Annotated in this window: 21 protein-coding genes and 2 pseudogenes; 6 read left to right on the plus strand and 17 right to left on the minus strand. The window is 46.6% G+C overall.

Going from position 1 to position 21,723, the window contains the following annotated elements:
• The first annotated feature begins 242 nt into the window (after positions 1-242).
• A complete protein-coding gene (locus NEPTK9_RS05295) occupies positions 243-470 on the plus strand; it encodes a hypothetical protein (protein WP_194847792.1) in 228 nt (75 codons plus the stop codon).
• Here the strand turns inward: NEPTK9_RS05295 and metG are convergent.
• The 8 genes and pseudogenes from metG to rpsP form a co-directional block, all read right to left on the minus strand.
• Positions 448-2,067, minus strand: coding sequence for a methionine--tRNA ligase (metG, locus tag NEPTK9_RS05300; protein WP_194847793.1), 1,620 nt, complete (start codon positions 2,065-2,067; stop codon positions 448-450). The genes NEPTK9_RS05295 and metG overlap by 23 nt on opposite strands.
• Entirely contained in the window at positions 2,064-2,252 is a 189-nt protein-coding gene (locus tag NEPTK9_RS05305; protein ID WP_194847794.1) for a hypothetical protein, read from the minus strand. The genes metG and NEPTK9_RS05305 overlap by 4 nt, the downstream gene beginning before the upstream one ends.
• The gene (gmk, locus tag NEPTK9_RS05310; RefSeq protein ID WP_194847795.1) at positions 2,249-2,806 is read right to left on the minus strand and encodes a guanylate kinase; all 558 of its coding nucleotides are present in this window, start codon (positions 2,804-2,806) and stop codon (positions 2,249-2,251) included. Before gmk ends, NEPTK9_RS05305 begins: the two co-directional genes overlap by 4 nt.
• Complete coding sequence (locus tag NEPTK9_RS05315) at positions 2,803-3,669, minus strand: YicC/YloC family endoribonuclease (RefSeq protein ID WP_194847796.1); 867 nt, start codon at positions 3,667-3,669, stop codon at positions 2,803-2,805. Before NEPTK9_RS05315 ends, gmk begins: the two co-directional genes overlap by 4 nt.
• The gene (locus tag NEPTK9_RS05320; protein WP_194847797.1) at positions 3,666-4,286 is read right to left on the minus strand and encodes a ribonuclease HII; all 621 of its coding nucleotides are present in this window, start codon (positions 4,284-4,286) and stop codon (positions 3,666-3,668) included. Before NEPTK9_RS05320 ends, NEPTK9_RS05315 begins: the two co-directional genes overlap by 4 nt.
• A 153-nt stretch (positions 4,287-4,439) precedes the next feature.
• Positions 4,440-4,787 (minus strand): annotated as a pseudogene (gene rplS, locus NEPTK9_RS05325) (50S ribosomal protein L19); the annotation flags it as partial.
• 24 nt (positions 4,788-4,811) lie between these two features.
• On the minus strand, positions 4,812-5,492 hold the full coding sequence (gene trmD, locus NEPTK9_RS05330) for a tRNA (guanosine(37)-N1)-methyltransferase TrmD (RefSeq protein WP_194847799.1): 681 nt from the start codon (positions 5,490-5,492) through the stop codon (positions 4,812-4,814).
• Position 5,493: 1 nt separating this feature from the next.
• Positions 5,494-5,814 (minus strand): 30S ribosomal protein S16, encoded by a 321-nt coding sequence (gene rpsP, locus NEPTK9_RS05335; RefSeq protein WP_194847800.1) that lies wholly within the window; start codon positions 5,812-5,814, stop codon positions 5,494-5,496.
• A 296-nt stretch (positions 5,815-6,110) separates the two neighbouring features.
• Here rpsP and NEPTK9_RS05340 point away from each other — a divergent pair, with 296 nt between their 5' ends.
• Positions 6,111-6,602 (plus strand): hypothetical protein, encoded by a 492-nt coding sequence (locus tag NEPTK9_RS05340; protein WP_194847801.1) that lies wholly within the window; start codon positions 6,111-6,113, stop codon positions 6,600-6,602.
• On the opposite strand, the gene ffh is transcribed toward NEPTK9_RS05340, so the two are convergent.
• The 4 genes from ffh to NEPTK9_RS05360 all read right to left on the minus strand — a co-directional run bounded on the left by ffh (position 6,565) and on the right by NEPTK9_RS05360 (position 10,360).
• Entirely contained in the window at positions 6,565-7,926 is a 1,362-nt protein-coding gene (gene ffh / locus NEPTK9_RS05345) for a signal recognition particle protein (RefSeq protein ID WP_194847802.1), read from the minus strand. The two genes, NEPTK9_RS05340 and ffh, sit on opposite strands and share 38 nt — an antisense overlap.
• A gap of 9 nt (positions 7,927-7,935) precedes the next feature.
• The gene (gene prmC, locus NEPTK9_RS05350) at positions 7,936-8,778 is read right to left on the minus strand and encodes a peptide chain release factor N(5)-glutamine methyltransferase (protein WP_194847803.1); all 843 of its coding nucleotides are present in this window, start codon (positions 8,776-8,778) and stop codon (positions 7,936-7,938) included.
• 160 nt (positions 8,779-8,938) lie between these two features.
• Positions 8,939-10,003 carry a peptide chain release factor 1 gene (prfA, locus tag NEPTK9_RS05355; protein ID WP_194847804.1) on the minus strand — a complete coding sequence of 355 codons (1,065 nt, stop codon included), beginning with the start codon at positions 10,001-10,003 and terminating at the stop codon, positions 8,939-8,941.
• A 3-nt stretch (positions 10,004-10,006) separates the two neighbouring features.
• Positions 10,007-10,360: a type B 50S ribosomal protein L31 gene (locus NEPTK9_RS05360; RefSeq protein WP_194847805.1), complete on the minus strand. Its 354-nt coding sequence runs from the start codon at positions 10,358-10,360 to the stop codon at positions 10,007-10,009.
• A gap of 285 nt (positions 10,361-10,645) precedes the next feature.
• Between NEPTK9_RS05360 and NEPTK9_RS05365 the strand changes: the two genes are divergently transcribed.
• Positions 10,646-11,227 (plus strand): rhomboid family intramembrane serine protease, encoded by a 582-nt coding sequence (locus NEPTK9_RS05365; protein ID WP_194847806.1) that lies wholly within the window; start codon positions 10,646-10,648, stop codon positions 11,225-11,227.
• Here the strand turns inward: NEPTK9_RS05365 and NEPTK9_RS05370 are convergent.
• Entirely contained in the window at positions 11,208-11,429 is a 222-nt protein-coding gene (locus NEPTK9_RS05370) for a hypothetical protein (protein WP_194847807.1), read from the minus strand. The two genes, NEPTK9_RS05365 and NEPTK9_RS05370, sit on opposite strands and share 20 nt — an antisense overlap.
• Positions 11,401-11,889 (minus strand): nucleoside deaminase, encoded by a 489-nt coding sequence (locus NEPTK9_RS05375; protein WP_420887667.1) that lies wholly within the window; start codon positions 11,887-11,889, stop codon positions 11,401-11,403. Before NEPTK9_RS05375 ends, NEPTK9_RS05370 begins: the two co-directional genes overlap by 29 nt.
• A 341-nt stretch (positions 11,890-12,230) precedes the next feature.
• Between NEPTK9_RS05375 and rpsO the strand changes: the two genes are divergently transcribed.
• The 3 genes from rpsO (at position 12,231) to NEPTK9_RS05390 (ending at position 15,894) form a co-directional block, all read left to right on the plus strand.
• Positions 12,231-12,500: a 30S ribosomal protein S15 gene (rpsO, locus tag NEPTK9_RS05380; protein WP_194847809.1), complete on the plus strand. Its 270-nt coding sequence runs from the start codon at positions 12,231-12,233 to the stop codon at positions 12,498-12,500.
• 275 nt (positions 12,501-12,775) lie between these two features.
• Entirely contained in the window at positions 12,776-14,884 is a 2,109-nt protein-coding gene (pnp, locus tag NEPTK9_RS05385) for a polyribonucleotide nucleotidyltransferase (protein ID WP_194847810.1), read from the plus strand.
• A 188-nt stretch (positions 14,885-15,072) separates the two neighbouring features.
• Entirely contained in the window at positions 15,073-15,894 is an 822-nt protein-coding gene (locus NEPTK9_RS05390) for an LIC_10091 family protein (RefSeq protein ID WP_194847811.1), read from the plus strand.
• A gap of 9 nt (positions 15,895-15,903) precedes the next feature.
• Here NEPTK9_RS05390 and NEPTK9_RS05395 read toward each other — a convergent pair whose 3' ends face one another.
• The 3 genes and pseudogenes from NEPTK9_RS05395 to ftsH all read right to left on the minus strand — a co-directional run bounded on the left by NEPTK9_RS05395 (position 15,904) and on the right by ftsH (position 21,617).
• Positions 15,904-16,878 carry a leucine-rich repeat domain-containing protein gene (locus NEPTK9_RS05395; RefSeq protein WP_194847812.1) on the minus strand — a complete coding sequence of 325 codons (975 nt, stop codon included), beginning with the start codon at positions 16,876-16,878 and terminating at the stop codon, positions 15,904-15,906.
• A gap of 109 nt (positions 16,879-16,987) precedes the next feature.
• Positions 16,988-18,120 (minus strand): annotated as a pseudogene (locus NEPTK9_RS05405) (ATP-binding protein); the annotation flags it as partial.
• 758 nt (positions 18,121-18,878) lie between these two features.
• A complete protein-coding gene (ftsH, locus tag NEPTK9_RS05410; protein ID WP_420887668.1) occupies positions 18,879-21,617 on the minus strand; it encodes an ATP-dependent zinc metalloprotease FtsH in 2,739 nt (912 codons plus the stop codon).
• Positions 21,618-21,723 lie beyond the last annotated feature (106 nt).

Here is a 21,723-nt window from a genome sequence, read left to right on the forward strand (position 1 = left end):
TAACAGCCGGGCTGCAAAAAAAAAGGTGGCCTTTGAGATGCTTGAGCTGTGTGATGGGAAACTATCACGCACAGTTCTTAGAGGAGGAAACCAGGGCAACCTGGTTTCCTTACTCTTTCACTTTTTCCTGAACAACAAGCCCCTTATTTTTTTAAGTCTGCATACTTAGTTGGATGAAAGATGCGTCGGGGGCAGCGGGGGGCTTGCCCCCGACGTATCTTTCTTACATATACCACCGATAAATGTGCAAACTTTTTACCTGTAAAGGTGAACAAGGCCTCTACATCAGTCATAAACAGCTAACCAAGTATGCGATTCAAGAGGCTGATATCCTCATCCAGATGAACTTTGAGGATGTCGGGATGTTCACCGATAAGCATAACCGCACCATCTATAAACATGGACGGGAAAAAACACGCGCAATGCTCCCAGAAATTGAGGCCGCTATCAGGAAGCTTCGACCCGAGTAAAGAGAATCTCTGGCTTAGGGAAGACCCGGTTGGGAGGAATCGCCGTTTCTAAAACCTGGTTCCACTCCTGATCCTTCAGAAGGGTTTCATTCCCTAGGAGGCGCCATAACTTTTCGGCAGTCTCAGGGATGACGGGGTAAGAAATCAAGGCAAGAACATCCAGCGCCCGGAGACAGCAGGCAATAGTCGTCCCCATCCCCTCAGGATCTTTCCACGGCTTTTTATGATCGAAATAGACATTGGCCTCTTGGGCCAATTCCATGATGATTTGGGTCGCTTTCCGCAGGTGAAAGTGAGCGTAGGCCTCATGGATTTTTTTAGGAAGCTCTTCGATCTTTTCTAGGAACTTTTCATCATCATGGCCAAGGTCTCCATAGGGAGGCATCGTTCCGTCGCACTTATTTTGGGTAAAAACAAGAACTCGATTGACCAGGTTCCCATATTTTCCAAGAAGCTCGCTATTGCACCGCGTCTCAAAATCTTCCCATGTAAAGCTACTATCTTGGGTTTCGGGAGCGTTAGCCGCAATGGCGTAGCGGGCCTGGTCGGGAGAAAAGTCTTTAAAAAATGCCTTAAGATCAATCGTGTTTCCTTCCGACTTGCTAAACTGTTTCCCTCCTAAGTGGTAAAACTCATTGGCTGGAAGCTCATCGACAAGCTTGTAGGGCTCATCTTGCCCCATCGTCATCGCAGGGAAGAAAATCGCATGGAAGGGAATGTTATCTTTTCCAATGAAGTTGACCAGCTGGGTTTCTGGATCGCACCAGTAAGTTTTCCAGGCGTCGGGACTTCCTTTTTTAAGTGCCCACTCTTTGGTTGCCGAAATGTATCCAATGGGAGCATCAAACCAGACATAGAGAACTTTCCCTTTAGCCCCTTCAAGAGGAACGGGGATTCCCCAATCGGAGTCGCGGGTAATGGCGCGGGGCTTGAGATCGTCGATATAGTTTTGGGCAAACTGCATCACATTGGACTTCCACTTCTTTTTTTGGAGCCACTCGGTGAGCTGTTCCTTAAAAAGGTCAAAGCGGAGAAACCAATGTTTCGTCGGCTTTAAGGTAAGGGGAGCACCGGTCACTTTGGAACGGGGATTTTTTAGGTCGGTTGCCTCGTAACTCGCCCCGCATTTGGGACACTCATCGCCACGCGCCTCTTCAAAGCCACATTTGGGACAAATGCCGGTCACATACCGGTCAGCAAGAAAACGTCCCTCCTTTTCCGAGTAAAGCTCATCGGTCACCTTCTCTTCGATGTACCCATTTTTCAAAAGATCGCGGAAGTAGCCCTGCGTCGGTTCCACATGCCCCTCCCAAGTGGTGCGGGAGTAGTGGTCGAAACTGATGTTCATCGTCTGAAAAAAGTTCTGGAGGACCTGGTGGAAGTGGTCGACATGCTCTTTGGGAGTGCGCCCTGCCCCTTCCGCACTTAAGGTGATCGCCACTCCATGTTCATCAGAACCACAGATAAAAAGAACCTCATTTCCAATCAATCGCTGGAAGCGCGCATAAGCATCGGCAGGTAGATAGGCTCCTGCAATATGGCCAAAGTGGAGGGGGCCATTTGCATAAGGGAGGGCTGCGGTGATAAGGGTCTTCAATCGTCTTCTTTTTCTTCTTTTTGGGGAGGGTGTTTCCGGATCTCTTTGAGCATTTGGGTCACATTAAGCTCTTCATTTCCCTGCTCGATTTGTTTGCGCGCCACCTCAATCGCATGGTGGGTCAGCTCAAAGTTATCGTCGAAAAGAGATGTGTAGCTCTCTTTCGTTAGTTCATCACGCATCATGGTTTCTCCTTTATGATGATGTTTTTTAGTTCCTTATAGGCCGTTTCTAAATCGTCATTGACGACGGTATAAGCATAATGCTTCGCCTGGTCCATTTCATATTGGGCCCAGTCGAGCCTTTTCTTTAACATTTCGGGCGACTCGGTTTTCCTCCCTTTCAATCTCTCTTCCAAGACCTTCATTGAAGGGGGAGCGACAAAAATAAAGAGGGCGTCGGTTTTTTCTCTAAGTGCTGCTGCTCCTTGGGTGTCGATCACAAGGATCACATGTTTCCCCTCTTTTCTCTGAGCCTCTACCACCTCTTTCAGGGTCCCATACTGGTGGCCAAAAACGGTCGTATGCTCAAGGAAGTCCCCCTTTTTTACCCGCTCATTAAATGCTTCTTCAGTGAGAAATATGTAATCCTTCCCATCGATTTCCCCTTCGCGAGGCCCCCGCGTCGTGCAGGAAATGCTCTGCACCACCTTATCGGGAAAGGCTTCGACTAACTTATGGACAAGGGTTGTTTTCCCCGTTCCAGCCGGCGCGCTAATGATGATCAGGTTACCTTTCATTCGAGATTCTGCAACTGCTCCCGGATTTTTCCTAGCTCCCCCTTCATCACAAGGGCAGCTTGGGTGATGTCTAACTCTTGCGCCTTCGCAGCAATCGTATTCACCTCACGGTTCATCTCTTGCGTTAAAAAGTCAAGTTCCTTTCCCACACAAGGTTTTTCCTCTTTAAGGAGGATGTAAAGCTGCTTTACATGTGAGCCCAGGCGGGTGATTTCTTCCGTCACATCGATCCGATCGGAAAAAATAACCAGTTCTCGCATCAGCCGCTCTTCCCCCTCTTGATGGTTGAGCTTGAGCTCTTCGAGCCTCTTTTCTAGTTTTTCCTGGTACCGTTTGGGGGCTTCTTTGGAAAGGGGCTCGATCTCTTTTACTTTTTCCTCAATGATCTTCACTCTTTGGATGATGTCCTTTGCAAGGACTTGTCCCTCGGCCACCTTCATTTTTATGAAGGTCTCAAGAGCCTCTTTAAACCCATTTAAGAGCTCTTTTTCTACCGCTTCATCGCAAGTCCCTTGCGTAGAGCTTGAAAGTGTATATTGAACGAGCATCGAAAAGGGAACCGCTTCTTTCGGATCATATCCCAAACCCGTTGCGCGTTTCGACCACTCCTCATGGACCCGTTTCATCTCCCCTTCCGCAGGAAGGTTTAAAGCGCTACTTCCCTCTCCTTCTCGGGTGACCCGAACGGTCACATAGCCCCGCTTGACCGCTTCACCCACCGCTTTCCTTAAGGTCATATCCATTGCAAGGAATTCTTTAGGCATATTGATCTGGATGTCTAAACTTTTTCGGTTGACCGAATGTACTTCAACAAGAAAGCTCTTGGTGTGAGCTCTTCCATAAGCGGTCATACTTCGTGTCATGAAATCTCCATCAAGCCTGCTACAAGCGTTTTAACCGGTTCAAACGAGGTCCGGTGAATTCTACAGGGACCATGTTTCTTTAAAGCCTCTACATGTTTCTTTGTTCCATATCCCTTATGGGCATCAAAGCCATACTCAGGGAACTCTTTGTGGTACTCGACCATTAAAAGGTCCCGGTGGTGTTTAGCGATGATCGAAGCAGCTCCAATACTTTGAGAGCGGCTATCCCCTTTAATCACCGCCTTCGCAGCAATATGAGTCGGAGGGAGGTGGTTTCCATCGATTAATAGGTAGTTGGGCTCTTCAGGAAGTTCTTTCACCGCAAGAGCCATCGCATGTAGGGAAGCACGTAAAATGTTCATCTTGTCGATCACCTCGTGGTCGACAACGGCAATACCAAAAAGAATATCGGGATGAGTGGTTAAAATGTGGTAGAGTTTTTCCCTTTCTTTGGGAGTGAGCTTTTTGCTATCGTCAACCCCCTCGATCTGAAGCCCCCGCGGCAAGATGCAGGCTGCAGCAACGACAGGCCCCGCTAGGGGACCCCGTCCTGCTTCATCCACCCCCGCAATGAGGCGGTGGCCTTGCTTGTAAGCACTCTCTTCGAGTAAACCCAAACCCTACTCCGATTTTGGAGTTTCGTTTTCCGGCTTTTTCCCTTCTTCTTTTGGAGCTTCTTCCTTCTTTTCAAGCGCTTTTTCTTCAGCAGCCAGCTCAACAGGAGCTGACTCAGGAGCTTTTTCCTTTTGGATGACCGCTCCCTTTCTACCGATCTTTTCCTTTACCTTAGCAGCTTTTCCAGCAGTGCCTCGGAGGTAGTAAAGCTTAGCGCGGCGGACCTTTCCTTGACGCATCACTTCAATCTTTGCAATCCGTGGGCTATGGAGGGAGAAGACCCGCTCCATTCCTGACCCATAAGCAACCCGGTAAAGGGAGAAGGTTTCAGAAAGTCCTGAACCTTTTCGAGCAATCACTGTTCCTGTAAAGGTCTGGATCCGTTCTTTATCCCCTTCAATAATCCGAATATGGACTTTAATCGTGTCGCCGACGTTGAAGTGGGGAATGTCTTGCTTCAGCTGGCTGGTTTCGATTTCCTCAAGTAGCGCATCGCGGCTCATGATTTGTCTCCTATATTTCCTACATTATTTTAATCTTTCTATCAGCTCGGGTCTCACCCGCTCTGTTTTTTCTCGTGCTTTTTCCTCTCGCCAAGCATCGATCTCTGCATGGTGTCCTTGGCAAAGGACGGGGGGCACCTCTTTTCCTTCGAACTCAGGAGGGCGGGTATACACCGGCGCATCAAACATCCCATTTTCAAAAGAGTCCTGCCGCGTCGCCTCTTCGTTGCCAATCACTCCCGGAATAAAGCGGGAGACGGCATCGACAAGGACAGTGGCTGCAGGAGCCCCACTTGTCAGCACATAATCCCCAATGCTAATCTCCTCATCAACCTCACTCTCAATGGCCCGCTCATCGATTCCTTCATAGTGGCCACATAAAACCACAAGGTGATCGATTTCGGCGAGCTCGCTGCACCGCTTTGCGGTGAGGGGCGTTCCCTGAGGGGTCAAGTAGACCACATGGGATTTTTCACTTTTTACACTCCGTATGGCGCTTGTAACAGGCTCTGCCATTAAGACCATTCCTGGTCCGCCGCCATAAGGACGATCATCTATTTGCTGATATCTTCCTTTTGCAAAATCTCGCATATTGACGAGATTAATTTCCAAAAGCCCTTTTTCTCGTGCCCTTTTAATCATGCTGACATTAAAGGGACCCTCAAAGTAGTCGGGGAAAAGGGATAAAATATCAAAGCGCTTCAAGCTACTTCTTCTTCACTTTCCGCTTTTCGCTACGCTTTTTCACCTTTGCAAGGGCTCTTTCGCGGATGCTTTTCATCACACCGGGTGCTTTTCTTGCAACGATTGCACGTGCTTTTTCAGAAAGCTCTGCTCCTAAGTCAACCCAGTGCTGCAAGCGCTCTTCGTTGACCGCAGAGTCTCCATTTCCCTCAACATGAGGATCATAGTGACCGAGGTTTTCAACATACTTTCCATCACGAGGAGAGCGAGAGTCAGTCACCACTAGTCGGTAAGTCAAACGGTTGGTGCGCCCCTGTTGTCTTAGGCGTATTTTAAGTCCCATCTATGTAAACTCCAATTCACAAAACTAATAAGACTACTCATCATATCAGATCTCGGAAAAAAGGGGTACGAAAAAATCATTTTCTAGTTTAAAATTTGGGCTATGATGAAGTATTTGATTGATGTTTTAACCTCAGTTTCGGGTTTAGTTTGCTTAGCTCCAGAGAGAGCTTTGCTTAAATTTTCTTTTTTTTGATCGAAGGTAAGCTCAAAATGCTCCTTTTCGAGATCAAAAGGGAGAAAGGGAAGCTAAAATCACCTGAGGCTGAGTGAAATAAACCCGAAATTGAGGTTTTTATGATCTTTACCCCTCTTTTTCCAAAAGTTGACTACACAGAAATAAAAAATTATATTATCGAAATGCTCTCTCAAGAGGGCGTTCTAGAAGAGGTTGAGGGGTTTGTCTATGTCAACGTCTCTGATGACTATATCCATGCCCTCTACCCCTTTATTGAGGGGGAGGGATTTGACATCCCCCCATTTTTTGAAGATAGTCCACCAACCTCTCTCCCCCTCTTTGGCACCACTCTCATCGGAGCCCACATCACTGCCATCACTCCTGAAGAGTGGGAAACCGTTTCCAATTTTAATGACCGGGGCGCGAAAATCCCTTTTACGATCAAGGAGTGTCAAATCGTCTCCTCTACCCCTAAAGAAATCTTTTTTATTATTACCGTTGACTGTCCTAAGTTGAAGCAGGTCAGGAAAAAGTATGGGTTATCTTCCGAACTCCCCTACCCCTTCCACATCACTATCGGATATTCCCTAGAGACCCCTTCAGGCTGCTAAGCTGATCTTTAAAGTTAGAGTCATTGAGAAATTTCTTCTTCATTCCGGGCATTTTTTTCATCATCTGCTTCACCCGTTTGAAGTTTTTGATCATTTTGTTGACATCGTCAATCGTGGTGCCACTTCCCCCAGCGATCCGCCGCCGGCGAGAGGGAACAAGCTCGTCGAGTCCCAGCCTTTCATTGGGAGTCATCGAAAGAATAATCGCCTCGATCTTCCCCAGCTCCTTATCAGACATCTCTAGATCGCCCATATTCGCAGAAAAACCGGGAATCATGGAGAGAAGCCCTTTGAGAGATCCCATCTTTTTCACCGAGCGCATCTGCTTCAAGAAATCATCGAAGGTAAATGAGGCTTTTAAAAGCTTTTTCTTCAGCTTTTCGGCATCTTCTTCGTTGACATGCTCTTGGGCTTTTTTGACCAGGTTGATCACATCGCCCATCCCCAAGATCCGATCGGCCATCGACTGGGGGTTGAAGAGCTGGAAGTCGGTCACCTTTTCCCCGATCCCCTCAAACTTCAGCGGCTTTCCTGTCACTTCGCAGATCGAAATGGCGGCACCCGCGCGGGTATTTCCATCGAGCATGGTGAGGATGCTTCCAGTAATCGACATTCTTTGGTCAAACTCTGCAGCCGTTTTCACCGCATCTTGACCGGTTGCCGCGTTGGCAACAAAGAGAACTTCATGGGGGTTCACTGCCCCTTTAATCTTTTCGAGCTCCTTCATCAATTCTTCATCGATGTGGAGACGGCCAGCAGTATCGATAATCAATACATCGATCCCTTCCTTGTTGGCCTGCTCGAGCGCTTTTTTAGCCACCTTGACCGGTTTTTTTTGGTCGCGGTCAGCATAAATAGGAACTTCGACCTGTTTCCCTAAGGTTTCAAGCTGATCGATTGCGGCGGGGCGTTGCAAATCGCACGCAGCGATGAGCACTTTCTTGTTTTGCTTTTTGAGGTAAAGGGCAAGCTTTGCCGACTGGGTCGTTTTTCCCGATCCTTGAAGTCCACACATCAAGATCACCGAAGGGCGGTGGCCGATGCTCAAAGAGGGCTCTTTTCCCCCCATTAGATTTTTCAACTCGTCGTGAATGATCTTGGTAAATTGGTCGCCAGCCTTGACCGACTTAATGGTCTCTTCACCCAGGGCTTTTTCCTTCACCCGCTTGATGAAATTTTTGGCAACGGTATAGTTCACGTCGGCATCGAGAAGGGCCAAACGGACCTCCCGCACTGCATCCGAGATATTTTCGTCTGTTAACGTTTTTTTAGACGCTAGGGCCGAAAAAACATTTTGAAATTTTTCTGTAATACCGCCAAACATAAATTCATTTTAATCGACTGGCCCTTGATATTCAAGGAAAAAGAAACGGTCATGTCCAGCCCAATCTTTTTCATACCGTCTTTGTTTCCAGTGGCTTTGGTTAAAGATCTCCATTAAGGGTTCCCCTTGCCCCGTCCCAATTTCAAGAAAAGCCTTACCATTGGGGCGCAAATAGGTGGGAAGATCGGCTGCAAGGCGGTGGTAAAAATCGAGCCCCCCCACAAGAGCCCCGCGCGGTTCAAAGGCCCGCACCTCATCCTCGAGCTCCTCATACTCTTCCAGAGTAATATAGGGGGGATTGCAGAGGATCACATCGGCCTTCTTCCCTGCAAAAGGGGCAAAAAGATCCCCTTCTAAGCAGTCCACCTCGAGGCTATTTTGCGTCGCATTTGCCTGGGCAACCGCCAGCGCCTCTTTCGAAACGTCTGATAATCTCACATCGGTTTGGGGGCAGGTTTTTTTGACCGCCAGGCCAAGACACCCACTTCCGGTGCAAAGATCCCAGACCTCTTTTGCCTCTTCGGGAAGTTCCTTGAGAACGAGGCTGGCTAAAATTTCAGTTTCTTGGCGGGGAATCAAAACAGCAGGGGTCACCTGGAGCTTAAGGTTTAAAAACTCCACCTCTCCTAAAATATAGGCAAGAGGTTCTTTGTCTCCGCGCCGCTTGATCCATTCGCGGTACTGCGCCACCTCTTTTTCTTCGATGGGGGCATCATAATCAAAGTAGAGCTCCATCCGCTTTTTCTTTAAGATCGCTGCTAAAAGTTCTTCGGCGCTACGGCGAGGATCGACACATCCTCGTTTGGTTAAAAAGTCGGTCGACAGTTTGATAAGGGTACGCACATCATGCATGGATGAAACCTAGGGGTGATCGAAGGGATTTTCGATTTTTTTTCAGGCTTTGGTAGGCAAAAATCCCACATACTTGCCTAAAGTAGGGGTTTTTTTGCCTATCCAAGCCTGGGAAAAAAGAAAAATTCAAGCGGTTATCCATAGGTTTCATTCGTGCATGTTAAGCATGGAGTTTTTCCTGGTAGAAGTAACGAATGAGTGATTCAGTCACCTCTTTAAGGTCCCCTTCCATAATCTGATCGAGCTTGTAAAGGGTGAGGTTAATCCGGTGGTCGGTCACCCGGTTTTGCGCATAGTTGTAGGTTCGAATCCGCTCGGAGCGATCTCCCGTTCCCACCTGGCTCGAGCGGAGCGAAGCCCGCTGCTCCGCCTCTTGCCGCCGCTTTTCTTCTGCAAGCTTTGCAGCAAGAACGCGGAGTGCTTTTTCTTTGTTTTTATGTTGGGAGCGCTCTTCTTGGCAGTAGACAACAACCCCTGTCGGGATATGGGTGATCCGCACTGCAGAGTCGGTGGTGTTCACATGTTGTCCGCCTGCTCCTTGTGCGCGGTAGGTATCAATCTTCAGATCTGATGGATCAATCTCGATCTTTTCATCTTCGCCCGGCTCCATAAGAACCGCAACGGTAATGGCTGAGGTATGGACCCGCCCTTGCGTTTCCGTCACCGGCACCCGCTGTACCCGGTGGGTCCCCGCCTCATATTGGAGGTAACGGTGGACATTTTTTCCGGAAAGGGAAATGACATATTCCTTATACCCTCCAGCTTCTGATACCGTGAGGGCAAGGGTTTCATATTTCCATCCCATTTTGTCAGAAAAGAGGCGGTACATTCGCACACAATTGCCCACAAAAATGGCTGCTTCATCGCCACCTGTACCAGCGCGTAGTTCCATAATGACATTGGCATGATCGTTAGGGTCGGGGGGAACAAGGAGAGATTCGAGTTTGGATTGAAGAACCGCAACATCCTTTTCAAGCCGTTCGATATCTTCTTGAATGACCGCAGCAAACTCGGGGTCTTTTTCTTCCTTAATCAGAACTTGGTTATCACCAAGCTCTTTTTGACTCTTCTGAAACTGCTCGTAGGCCTCTTTGAGTTCGGATAGGTAGGAGTGGTCCTGCGAAAGCTCTTTGTACCGCTTCTTATCGGAGTGAACATCGGGATTGCCTAGAGCGGTCTCCACCTCGCCTAAACGGGAGAGAAGCTCTTGCAGTTTCTTTTCCAATAGCTATTCCTTTGGAGCGGCTTTCTTCTTTGCAGTTTTCTTAGCAGTCGTTTTCTTAGCAGTTTTTTTCTTCTTCTGCTCGTCCTGCTTTTCTTGCTCCTGCTTATTTTCTGCAGCCTTGCGGGTGTAACGCTTTTTAAACTTATCGACTCGCCCTTCAGAGTCAACAAATTGCTGACTCCCGGTAAAGAAGGGGTGAGAGGCTGAAGAGATTGGCACCTTATAAACAGGATACTCTTTTCCTTCAAAGGTTTCGGTTTCTTTTGGCTGCAGTGTGCTTCCACAAACAAATTTATCTCCGGTTGCCGTGTCGACAAACAGAATATCTTGGTAGGCTGGATGACCTTCTTTCTTCATTTGAATGATTCCTTATTGTATGGCTATTTCCTAGAAATTAAACCTTTTTTCGGAATAAAAAACAAGTCTCTTCTGGAAAAAATTAACGCGGTATGGTAAATTGGCTCTAGAATGAATCACTCAAGCCCATTCAGATCTGCCCTCGTCCGCGCCCCTAAAATCATCAAGGGGACAGCCGCTGCTACCCTGATTTTCAGCTTTTTTGCCCTGTTTTCGAATGCCCTATTCACAAAAATTTTTAATTTTCCCAGCCCTCAATATCTTTTCAGTTTGACCACTTGGGGGGTGCATAAATTTTTTGCTTGGCAGTTTGTCTCTTATCTCTTTATCCAACCGATCAGCGAAGGGGTCTCTTTGGGATCGATCCTCCGCCTCTTATTTGACCTCTACCTTCTGTATATGGTTGGAACAGCGATTATCGAAACACGAGGAAAAAAGCACTTTATCGGCCTCTACTTTGGAGGAGCTCTTTTCGTCGGGATTGTCGCCTACCTCTCCCTCCTCTTTTCGGGATCTCCGTTTCCCTTTGCCGGCGCCAGCCCTGCGATCTACATTCTCCTTATTTCCTTTGTATTCCTCACCCCACACGCCCGCATCATGCTCTTTCTGATGGTCCCGATGCAAGCAAAGTGGCTCGTCTTTGGCCTCATCGGGGTGAACCTCTTTCTCGACTTTTCCAACGGACACTTCCTATCCTTCTTTACAACAGGTGCCGCCCTTGTTTATGGCTACCTGTACCCGATCCTTGTATGGGAAATCCTCAGCCCCTTCTACCGCCTCCACAACATTGAGAAAAAGATGATCTACTGGAAGCGAAAAGTCTCAAACCACTTGAGCAAAAGTTCACTCACTCTGCGCGAGAAATAGCCGCCATCTTGGCAGCGTGCAGCCCCTTCAAATACCCCTCTTCGTAGCGGAACTCGGGATGGTTCTCGAGCTCGGGATAGTCATTGGGCTGAAGGATGTCGTCAGGAGTAATATTGGGGATGATCGCTGCCCCATATTCAAGAAGCTTCTTCTCTTGCATAGCGATCAGCTCATCAAAGAGCGCTTCGAGCGACTGAGTCATTTTTGGTCCTTTGTTTTTTAAAGAAATCTTTCATGAGTTTGGCTGATTCTTCTTTGAGGAGCCCCCCTTCGATTTGAAGGGTGTGGGTCGGATGCTGAGTTTCAAAGACATTGAGGTAGCTCCCATGGGCCCCGTGGCGGATATCAGGGGCTCCCCAAACCACCCGATCGACGCGGGCGAGAAGGAGGGCTCCGGCGCACATCAGGCAGGGCTCTAGTGTGGTGTAGAGGGCGCATCCCACAAGACGCCAGTTATTTAAGGCGCGAGCCCCCTCCTGAATACAGAGGAGCTCGGCGTGGAATGAAGGATTTTGGGCCGTTTCGACTAGATTTCGGGCGCGGGCGATGATCTCCCCCTCATGGACAAGGACTGCCCCGACAGGGACCTCATCTTGAGCAAAGGCCATGCGAGCCTCCTGAAGCGCCTCCTCCATCATCTGAATATCGGTTTTTGAAAAAATATTTTTACCCATAGAAACAATCATAACTCAAAAGGGATTATATACCCAAATAAACCCAGAGAATTGGGAATTTGCCAAAGTCAGCGCTCCAGATTTAGCCCCATCGAAGCAGCCTCCTATCCAGGAGATAGGAGCGATGCAGAGGGGGTTAAAGATGGGGATGTTGGCACAGGCAAAAACCAACTCTTGGGCTTATTTCGGTATCATAAGAAGACAAAAGATTCTTTAGAGGGATCTCTACTTGAAATATATATCCCCCCCTTGCTACAATAAAGATCGTCATATGATGAATTTATGTCTAAATCCACCCAAACAATATATGTCTAAGGGAGTGTAAATAAATGTCTTTAGATAAAGGTACTAAAGAAGAAATTACTAAGAAGTTCCAGCTCCACGAGAAGGACACAGGATCTGCTGATGTTCAAATCGCGATTCTCACTGAGAGGATCACAGAGCTCACAGAGCACTTGAAGCTGGCGCCTAAGGATCACGCCTCTAGGCTGGCCCTTTTAAAGCTCGTCGGACAACGACGAAAGCTTCTAGATTACTTGAATTCAACCGATACCAAGCGGTATCAGATGCTGATTAAGCGGTTGAATCTCCGTAAATAAATTTTTTAAAGCCTTGGGATCCTCCCAAGGCTTTATTTTTTTCCATTGTTGCATCTATTCTCTGAACCTGTTAGGATTTTCTCTTATTGCCCTGGAGTGCTACTAATGTCAAATGAGGGAATTTTCGATTTTTCATCAGGTTTATGGGGGAAAAATGACCGCATACTTGTCTAAAGTAGGGTTCATTTTGCCCCTCTGAACCTGGAGGAAAAGAAAAATTCAAGCAATTGACAGTAGTAGCACTCCGGGGTTACACTCAAATCATTAGGAGACACATGGAAAAGCTAGAAGCCCAATCGATCACCATTTCTGTTGGTGGCAGAGAAATTATTTTTGAAACTGGAAAAATTGCCCGTCAGGCCGGAGGTGCGGTCATGGTCCGTGCAGGAGATACAATGCTCCTAGGAACCGCTTGTATGGGTCCTGCCCTCGACGAGGTCGACTTCCTCCCCATGAGAGTCGACTACCAAGAAAAGTTCTCCTCTGCAGGAAAAACCCTCGGAGGGTTCATCAAACGAGAAGGGCGCCCCACCGAAAAAGAAACTCTTACCTGCCGTCTCATCGACCGTCCGATCCGCCCCATGTTTGAGGATGGCTACTACAGCGACACACAGATCATCACCACCGTCCTCTCTTATGACGGAGTGAACCAAACCGAACCCCTAGCGATTTGCGCCGCATCAGCCGCTCTTGTCCTTTCTGAAATCCCCTTTATTAAGCCTATCGGAGCTGTTCGGGTCGGAATGATCGATGGAAACTTCATCATCAACCCCACCCTTGAAGAAATGGAAAGCTCGGTCCTCGACCTTGTCATCGCAGGGACCGAAGATGCGATCCTCATGATCGAAGGCTACTGCGACTTCCTCTCAGAAGATCAGATTATGGACTCTATCGATGCAGGACATGAAGCAATCAAGGTCATTTGCCAAAAGCTTGGCGAGTGGCAGCAGGTCATTGGGAAAGAGAAAAACCGCGAAGGTCTCCGCTTCCTCCCAGAAGGACTGATGGAAGAGGTCGACCAGATCATGGCTGCTCCTCTTAAAGATGCGATCCGTATCGTTGAAAAAGATGCCCGCAATACAGCCATTTCTGAGATCAAAGAAAAAGTGAAAGAATCTCTCCTTCCTGAGGAAGATGCCAAGTACAAGCCATTTGAAGTGGGAATGGCAATGAAAAAAGTGACAGCCCACCACATGCGGCAGATGGTTCTTAAAGAGAAGAAACGGTGTGACGGCCGAAACACTTCTGACGTCCGCCAAATCTGGGTCGATATGGCTCCCCTTCCAAGAACACATGGAAGCACTCTCTTTACAAGAGGAGAAACTCAAGCAATCGCCGTCTGTACCCTTGGTGGCGAATCGATGGGACAACGGTACGAAACCTTAGATAAGGCTGACGGCCTTAGAAATTTCTACCTCCAGTACTCTTTCCCTCCCTACTCGGTTGGAGAAGTGGGACGCATGGGTCCTCCAGGACGACGAGAAGTAGGACATGGAAAGCTTGCTGAAAGAGCGCTAACCGCCACTATCCCTAATAAAGATGATTTCCCCTATACCATCCGCTTAGAATCAAACATCACCGAATCGAATGGCTCTTCTTCAATGGCCTCGATCTGTGGTTGCTGCCTTGCCATGATGGAAGCAGGAGTCCCCATTAAACGCCCTATTGCAGGAATTGCAATGGGACTGATCCTCGAAAAGGAAAGCTTTGCGGTCCTTTCTGACATCCTCGGAATGGAAGATGCCCTCGGCGATATGGACTTCAAAATCGCTGGAGACGAAAATGGGATCACCGCTTTCCAACTCGACATCAAGGTCGAAGGAATCGACAAACAGATCATGAAAACAGCTCTTGCCCAAGCAAAAGAAGGACGGATCCACATCTTGAAAAAGATGCTCGAAGCCTGCCCCAAGTCAAAAGAGAGCCTTTCTGAATATGCCCCTCGCATCGAGACAATCAAGATCAAGCCAAGCCAGATCGGAACCGTTATCGGCCCTGGAGGAAAGCAGATCCGAGCGATTGTCGAAGAGACAGGCGTTGACATCAATATCGATGATGATGGCTACGTCAGCATCGCCTCCACCTGCAGCAAAGGGATGGATCGAGCTCGTCAGATCATCCACGACCTCACCGCAGAAGTGGAAGAGGGGAAGACCTATAAAGGAAAGGTCGTTTCGGTCAAAGATTTCGGTCTTTTCGTCGCGATCCTCAACGTCCAAGGACTCTGCCACATCTCTGAGATCAAGCATGAGCGGATCGAAAGAATCTCCGACCACTACAAGGAAGGGGATGAGATCGAGGTTAAGGTCCTTAAGGTCGATCCAAAAACAGGAAAGATTAGCCTCAGCCGGAAAGCGCTTTTAGAAGCCCCCGTTAAGGCTTAACCCCCCTCTCTTCTACTCCGAGGTTCTACCTATACTCCACAATCCAGCCCTCCTTTAGGAGGGCTGGACCCATCCACCCCCTTAATTCCAAATAAATTAATAAATAGCATTTAAATTAATTAAAACATAGTGTATAATGTATTTTATAATTTATTTTACAAACAATTTAACTTAAAAAGGGGAAGAAAATGTCTGCAACAGCATTAAAATATACCGCTCCACCCGCATTAGAAAAAAAGGGGTTTGATCTTGTAAGCACCTCTCCCTATATCATAACATCAGAAATCGGGCAAACCGATGCTATAAAAACAATCATACAAAAATCTTCTAAAAAAAAAGGTGTTCTTTTAGGATTTGCGTTTGAGTTCAACTACAATCTCCTTGCCAATGGACTAGAAGTAGATCAGGCGATCATTTGCGATATCGATGAGAAGATGCATGAGCTTTATCAATTTATTGCCAAAACAATCGTTAGAACCCCGACAAAAGAGGAATTTTTAAAGGCTTTTAAAACTGAACTTGAAAATCGCTGCTCTTACTACAATACAGGACGAGAAGCAGAAGAAGTGATTGAGTACTACACCTTACAAGCACATAGTTGGCTATCGACAGGTCCGGGCTTTAAAAAAGTTCGAACCCTTTACCAGGAAAAAAGGATCCATCATCGAAACTTAAACCTTTTTAGTGATAAAGACTACTTTAAAAAGGTAGCAACTTGGGCTGAAAAGTGTCAATACATCTTCAAAGTTATTTACGTTTCTAATATTCCTGAATGGGCATATAGGCAGAATAAACTTAGTGAGATGACGACAAACCTTCAATGGCTTCTTTCTCCAGAAACCATCTTTGTTGATACCAAGCAAGAAATGTGGGAGTCTGGTAAGCCTAAAATCCGCTTTTTTCAGGGCACTAAGCTCCCAAGCTCTCGTCCAAATATCCGTGTGGAAAAAAGGGAGAGAAGTCAACCTCTTAATACCCGCGAAGATTCTAGGAAACGTTTGAAGTTTTAATTCCGGTGTCTAACACTTCAAATGGTCAAGCGGATTATTTTCAGCAGAAAAATCCTTTAACCGATTGGTCCATTCAGGCAATACTCTGAGTAGATTAACGCGTAGATAAAGCTGCTTAAGGCTAGACAGTTTTTCAAGAACCTTGGGAACTTCATTAAAAGCATTTTGATTCATTCCCAATACTCTAATTTTAGGGAGATTAGAGAACGCTTCTGGAAGAGTCGAAAGCTGATTCTCGTCTAGATACAAAAAGTCAAGGACCGTAAGCTTTTCAAATGGTCCTGATAAACTGTCTATTTGATTTTCCGAAAGGCGTAATACTTTAATGGAAGAGGGAAAGCGTCCCACATCTACTTTTTTAATTTTATTACTTGTTAACCAAAGGTTTTCTAAAGGAAGGTGTTGCAAATTTGGCACTTCGGTTAAATCTGTATCGCTTAGGTAAAGATGTGTGAGCTTTGGTAGGGTTAGATCAAAGCGCTCAATAGGATTATTGCTTACCCCTAAAGATTTTAAATTGATGAGTTTTTCCATCCCTTTTGGAAGAGCTGTTAATTGATTGTAGGAAAGATCCAACTTTTCAAGACTTGTCATACTAAATAGCTCTTCTGGAAGCTTTTGAAAAGCATTTTGAGCAAGCCTTAAGACCCTTAGATTTGTAAGAAGAAAAAGCTCTTCTGGAAGCTCTGTGAGCCCTTTTTGTAAAAGAAGCACCATATCAACTTCATCAGAGTGCTCTAAAACCCAGCTTCTAAAGTCGTAGTTCAAAAACTCTTTCCAAAGAGTTTCATCGTTCCCCATAGGAGTGAAATCCCAAGGGGTCTTTCTAGCAATGGCATCTTTAATCGCCTTAAAAAGGTAAAACTGCGGTCTAAATTTTTCTGGAATCTTAAAGGAAGAACCATGGTTTGTTTTTTGCTTTTTTGTAGTGTGATAGGCATTTGGATTGACATTTTCTTTTCCTGAAAAAGTGACTGCACTCATTATATACTTTACCTCTTGGTTATTAAAGAATATCAGATTTTAAGCAAAATTTTAATTAATATCAAGGGGTTAACTTAAGTTTTTTTTGAAATAGGGACTATTCAGAAGACTAAATAAGCTGAGATAGAAAGCTTATCGCTGGAATGATTGCTGGCTTCCTTGCCAGGAGAGCATTCTTCTCGACAGGCTTTTTTTCGAGGGCGAGCTGAAAGGCATACCGGATCCCTAAAGCCTCATGAAAGTGGAGGAGATTTTTAGAGATCGCCTTACCACTATTCTTTGCCTCAATGAGAATCCAAGGCTCTTCTTCTTTGGTAATCAAAAAGTCAACTTCTCTTCTTTGAAGATCTCGAATAAAGTAGAGGTCATAGTCGCCTAAGCCAATGTCGTTCCAAAAATGGACCGCTTTGAGGAGGTGAGAAGCGACAAAATTTTCAACCAAAGCTCCTTGAGTGGTAGAGAGAGAGAGCAATCCCAAAGGTAATACTTCGGTTGCTTGACTAAAGATTTGGAAAGATTCCGTGAATAAGGACGGACTTCAAAGAAAAAATGGAGCGATTTAAGAACCTCAATCCACTCTCGAATCGTCTTATCAGAAACCATCCTGATCTTCTTAGAAAAAGAGCTATAAGAAGCAAGCTGCCCTACTTGCTCTCGCATTAAATAGGCAAGGGTTTCTATTCCCGCAAGATCCTTCACTTTTGTCAGATCACGGAGATCTTCCTGAAAGATCTGTTTATTTCGAGTGCACCGCCACCGATTATAAAAAGAGCGGTCTCCCTTAAGAAAAGGATCTGGAAACCCTCCAAATTCCAAAAGAGTTCGAAGTCTTTTTGACGAAATGGGTGCCGGCTTACCTCTAAACTCCCTATCTTCTGGAGGCCCTTTTTTTTGAACAATTTCCCCGATGGTTAAGGGGTGGATCCGAAGAATAAAATATCTTCCCATCAAGCTATCGCCCCCCTTGACAAAGACATCAAGCTTGGAACTGCCCGTTACAATGACTTTTGAGTCTCCTTTATAGGTATCGTAAAGCCCTTTGAGGTAATTTTTCCACTCCGGATACTTCTGAATTTCATCGAGAACAATGAGAGGCGGCGTATCTAAAAACTCTTCAAGCCCTGCTTCTTCAGCAATCCGATCAGGTCCTTCTAGAATGAGTTTTCGATGGGCCAAGTTATCCCAACTTAGGTAAATGCCCCTTTCCCACTCTTCAATCATTTCTTTTGCTAGAGTTGTTTTCCCCGCCTGTCTAGTGCTCTATCAACCCTAAAATTAAGGATAGATTGGTTGAGATTTTTTTTTGCTGGCAAAGTGTGGAGATCGAATCTAAACTTTTATAAGTTTGTGAGATCGAACATGAAGCCAGCCGGAAAAAGATAAATCAAGATATCCTAATTCTTAGGGTTGACAGAGCACTAGGGCCCATCAAGAAAAGCATCTGGTCATACTTTTCTAAATGGTCAAAAATCTGGTCGTGATAAGCTCTTCTCATGCCCATATTTTTGAATCAAAAGGGGCAAATTGTCAAGATAATTTCGAATTAAACTCCGAAATTATCAAGATATATTTATCTGATTATAAGTGAATTAAATGATTTTTCGTGCAAAAATTTGCATACTTGTTTTTCAAAAGTGGTTTTTCTTTTTTCTTATAAAATTTCCTAAGAATCATATATAGATTCGTCGGGGGTTGCACCCCCTGCTGCCATCTTGATGCCGCGGACAGATCACCGCGTTCGTTCTGGCGCCCTTCGAACTCGAACTCACGTCAGCTCGCTGGAGAAGATAAAAAAGAAAAACTCTCCTGCGAAGGGACGGCCCTCAACCGTCAGGTTGGAAAGGGCTGCCCGGAGCAGTCCGCGTCTTCAAGGCGCTCTTGGAAAATCGGCATGAAGGAGGGGCCCGCACAGGGTTGTAACCCCCGACGAATCTATATATGGATTAATGGATATTTACTACTGGTTTACTAGTCTAACTTTATGCAATGCAAAGCTATGACTACACACCCTGAGGTTCGGGGTTAATGGGATCGATTCCTTCGTCGCGCTTGGGAGGTGGAGGAGGCTCTTTCCGGTGGGCTTCTTGAATCGCTTTCAGCTTGCTCCGCTTCTTCTCGGGATCCCAGCTTCCATCCATAATAGCGTGGACATCCTCTTTATCGAGCGTTTCAAACTCGATGAGCATGTCGGTCATAAGCTGCATCTTCTCTTTATTGTCATTGATGATCTCGACTGCACGGGTGTTGGCCTCTTCTAGAAGCCTGCGCACTTCACTGTCGATTTGCTTACCGGTCTCTTCGGAATAATTTTTAGCCGATTGTCCTGGCATTCCTGCATAGTTCCCCTCTTCACGCTCATCATAAGCAACGGGACCTAGAGATTCATTCATTCCCCACTGGCAGACCATACTGCGCGCCAGCTTGGTCGCTTGGGAAATATCCATCTGCGCTCCTGAAGAGATGTCGCCAACAAAGATATCTTCGGCAACACGTCCTCCCATCAAAACTGCAAGGCGATCGATGAGCTCTTTGCGCCAGTAGCTGAGCTTGTTTTTCTCGGGAACAAAATGGGTAGCGCCAAGGGAGAACCCACGAGGAATAATGGTGACTTTTTCGACGGGATCCCCACTATCGACGACAAGCCCGACAATGGCATGACCCGACTCGTGATAGGCAGTATGGATCTTTTCCTTTTCTCCCATCTCTAGACTACGCCGCTCTTTTCCATACTTTACCTTGTCACACGCTTCGATGGTATCGGCTTGAGTCACGGCAGTCCGCCCTTTTCTTGCAGCAAGAAGGGCGGCTTCATTGAGGATATTCATCAGGTCTGCCCCTGAAGAACCAGGAGTCGCCCGCGCCACATCCATCAGATCGACAGAGTCGTCGAGCTTGATCTTTCGAGCGTGGACTTTAAGGATCTCAAAACGTCCTTTAATATCGGGAAGGTCGAGGATCACATTCCGGTCAAAGCGCCCAGGTCTTAAGAGGGCTTTATCGAGAACATCGGGGCGGTTGGTCGCCGCCATGAGGATCACTCCTTCATTGGTGTCAAATCCATCCATTTCGACAAGAAGTTGGTTCAGGGTTTGCTCTCTTTCGTCATGTCCCCCACCAATTCCAGCACCCCGGTGACGCCCAACAGCATCGATCTCATCGATAAAGACGATGCAAGGGGCATTTTTCTTTGCCTGACTAAAGAGATCTCGAATCCGGCTTGCTCCCACCCCAACAAACATCTCGACAAAGTCAGAGCCTGAAATCGAGAAGAAGGGGCGATCCGCTTCTCCAGCTACCGCTTTAGCAATCAAGGTTTTTCCTGTTCCTGGAGGTCCAACAAGGAGGACTCCTTTCGGAATCCGAGCTCCAAGAGCGGTAAATTTAGAAGGGTCTTTTAGGAAGTCAACGACTTCATAGAGCTCTTCTTTGGCTTCCACAACCCCTGCAACATCCTTAAAGGTCACTTTATGCATGCTCTTATTGAGCATCTTTGCAGGAGACTTCCCAAAGTTCACCGCTCCTCCAGATCCCATCCCCTTCATCTGCCTTGAGAAGATGAAGTAAAGGAGGAGGACCACAATGAGAACGGGGAAGATGGTCATGAAGATATAGCCCAGGTAATTCGAGGAGGGCTCTTCACTTTTAAAGGTCTTTTCTAAGACGAGGTTCCTTGGTTGGTCGGGAGCTTTAAAGAGGGTGCCACTATTTTCTCCAAATGACTCCCACTCTTTCTTTGCATGAGAAAACCAGAGGGCAAACTCTTCGGGAGGTTGCTTTTCTAAGGCCTTTGTCGAAAGCTCTCGGTTGTTAAAAAACCAGGTCACACCAAGGGCACTCTGCCGCGCTTTGCTAAGCTGCGCTTCATTTTCATCAAGGGCAATAAAGCTATCATTATACTGATTAAGATCGACCATATAGCCCCTGACAGAGCGGAGCTCTTGGAGGGTGACATGATTTTCTGTTTTTAAAAGGTTAAGGGTGATCTGGTTTAAGGTGATCAGCCCCGCCTCATAACTCGCCAATGCCTCTTGAGGCGCTTGGCTTGCTTGAAGGGCTTCTTTAACTTTTGTCTCTGCGGCTCGAAGCTCTTGCTTCATCGCCTCATTCCCAATCCCAACGGCGGGTGACTTATAACTTTGAATGAGTTTTTGGACATGCTCTCCAAAGGTCCGAACACTTGCGGCTGAAGGATCAAGTGAAACAGAGCGGTACTCAGCTTGCAAGTTGGTTAGACTCATCTCCCTTTTTTCGGGAAGGGAGCGGACAATCACACTACTTTGTCTTTCTTGAGTGTCATAATAAGGACTTACCACACTAAACCCTTCTTTTGGAAGTGGAGTCCCACTCAAGGCAAGGAAGGTTTGGGCGGCATGGTAAACATGACTCTGAAGAACATTGAGCTCTTGAGAAAGCTCTTTACGGGTTTCTGTGAGCTCATGATTTTGATTGAGAAGCTCTAAATAACGGTAGCGGGCTCGAGAATCATCGGTGAGCTGCTGCTTAAACTTTCCCGTAAAGGTCACAAGTTTATCGTTTTGGGCTGTCTTTTTGCTCTCATCTTTTTGGATAAGACCAAGGTTGACCAAGTGCTCCACTTGGTGGCTAAACGAGACCTTTCCCCCCTTATCATCTGACAAGTTCTGAACTGTCAAGATGATGAGGATGGCGGCCAAAAGAAAGAGTAGGAACCCTCCCGGAAACTTTTTCCGAGGTTCCTGTTTATTATCAGGCTGATCCATCCGCTTCTTAAATCTACTTTTAAATGGGCGAAACTCTTTTTTCGGCCCCTTACTCTTTTCTATGACTGACATTGAATTTCCTTATCAACCCAAAAAGTTTTCCCAA

The organism is Candidatus Neptunochlamydia vexilliferae (assembly GCF_015356785.1).
Lineage (GTDB): Bacteria > Chlamydiota > Chlamydiia > Chlamydiales > Simkaniaceae > Neptunichlamydia > Neptunichlamydia vexilliferae.

Coding starts and splice junctions, on each gene's coding strand:
- NEPTK9_RS05295 (WP_194847792.1), top strand. CDS start 243: ATGTGCAAACTTTTTACCTGTAAAGGTGAACAAGGCCTCTACATCAGT.
- NEPTK9_RS05305 (WP_194847794.1), bottom strand. CDS start 2,252: ATGATGCGTGATGAACTAACGAAAGAGAGCTACACATCTCTTTTCGAC.
- gmk (WP_194847795.1), bottom strand. CDS start 2,806: ATGAAAGGTAACCTGATCATCATTAGCGCGCCGGCTGGAACGGGGAAA.
- NEPTK9_RS05315 (WP_194847796.1), bottom strand. CDS start 3,669: ATGACACGAAGTATGACCGCTTATGGAAGAGCTCACACCAAGAGCTTT.
- rpsP (WP_194847800.1), bottom strand. CDS start 5,814: ATGGGACTTAAAATACGCCTAAGACAACAGGGGCGCACCAACCGTTTG.
- NEPTK9_RS05340 (WP_194847801.1), top strand. CDS start 6,111: ATGATCTTTACCCCTCTTTTTCCAAAAGTTGACTACACAGAAATAAAA.
- ffh (WP_194847802.1), bottom strand. CDS start 7,926: ATGTTTGGCGGTATTACAGAAAAATTTCAAAATGTTTTTTCGGCCCTA.
- prmC (WP_194847803.1), bottom strand. CDS start 8,778: ATGCATGATGTGCGTACCCTTATCAAACTGTCGACCGACTTTTTAACC.
- NEPTK9_RS05360 (WP_194847805.1), bottom strand. CDS start 10,360: ATGAAGAAAGAAGGTCATCCAGCCTACCAAGATATTCTGTTTGTCGAC.
- NEPTK9_RS05370 (WP_194847807.1), bottom strand. CDS start 11,429: ATGACTCAGTCGCTCGAAGCGCTCTTTGATGAGCTGATCGCTATGCAA.
- rpsO (WP_194847809.1), top strand. CDS start 12,231: ATGTCTTTAGATAAAGGTACTAAAGAAGAAATTACTAAGAAGTTCCAG.
- pnp (WP_194847810.1), top strand. CDS start 12,776: ATGGAAAAGCTAGAAGCCCAATCGATCACCATTTCTGTTGGTGGCAGA.
- NEPTK9_RS05390 (WP_194847811.1), top strand. CDS start 15,073: ATGTCTGCAACAGCATTAAAATATACCGCTCCACCCGCATTAGAAAAA.
- NEPTK9_RS05395 (WP_194847812.1), bottom strand. CDS start 16,878: ATGAGTGCAGTCACTTTTTCAGGAAAAGAAAATGTCAATCCAAATGCC.
- ftsH (WP_420887668.1), bottom strand. CDS start 21,617: ATGGATCAGCCTGATAATAAACAGGAACCTCGGAAAAAGTTTCCGGGA.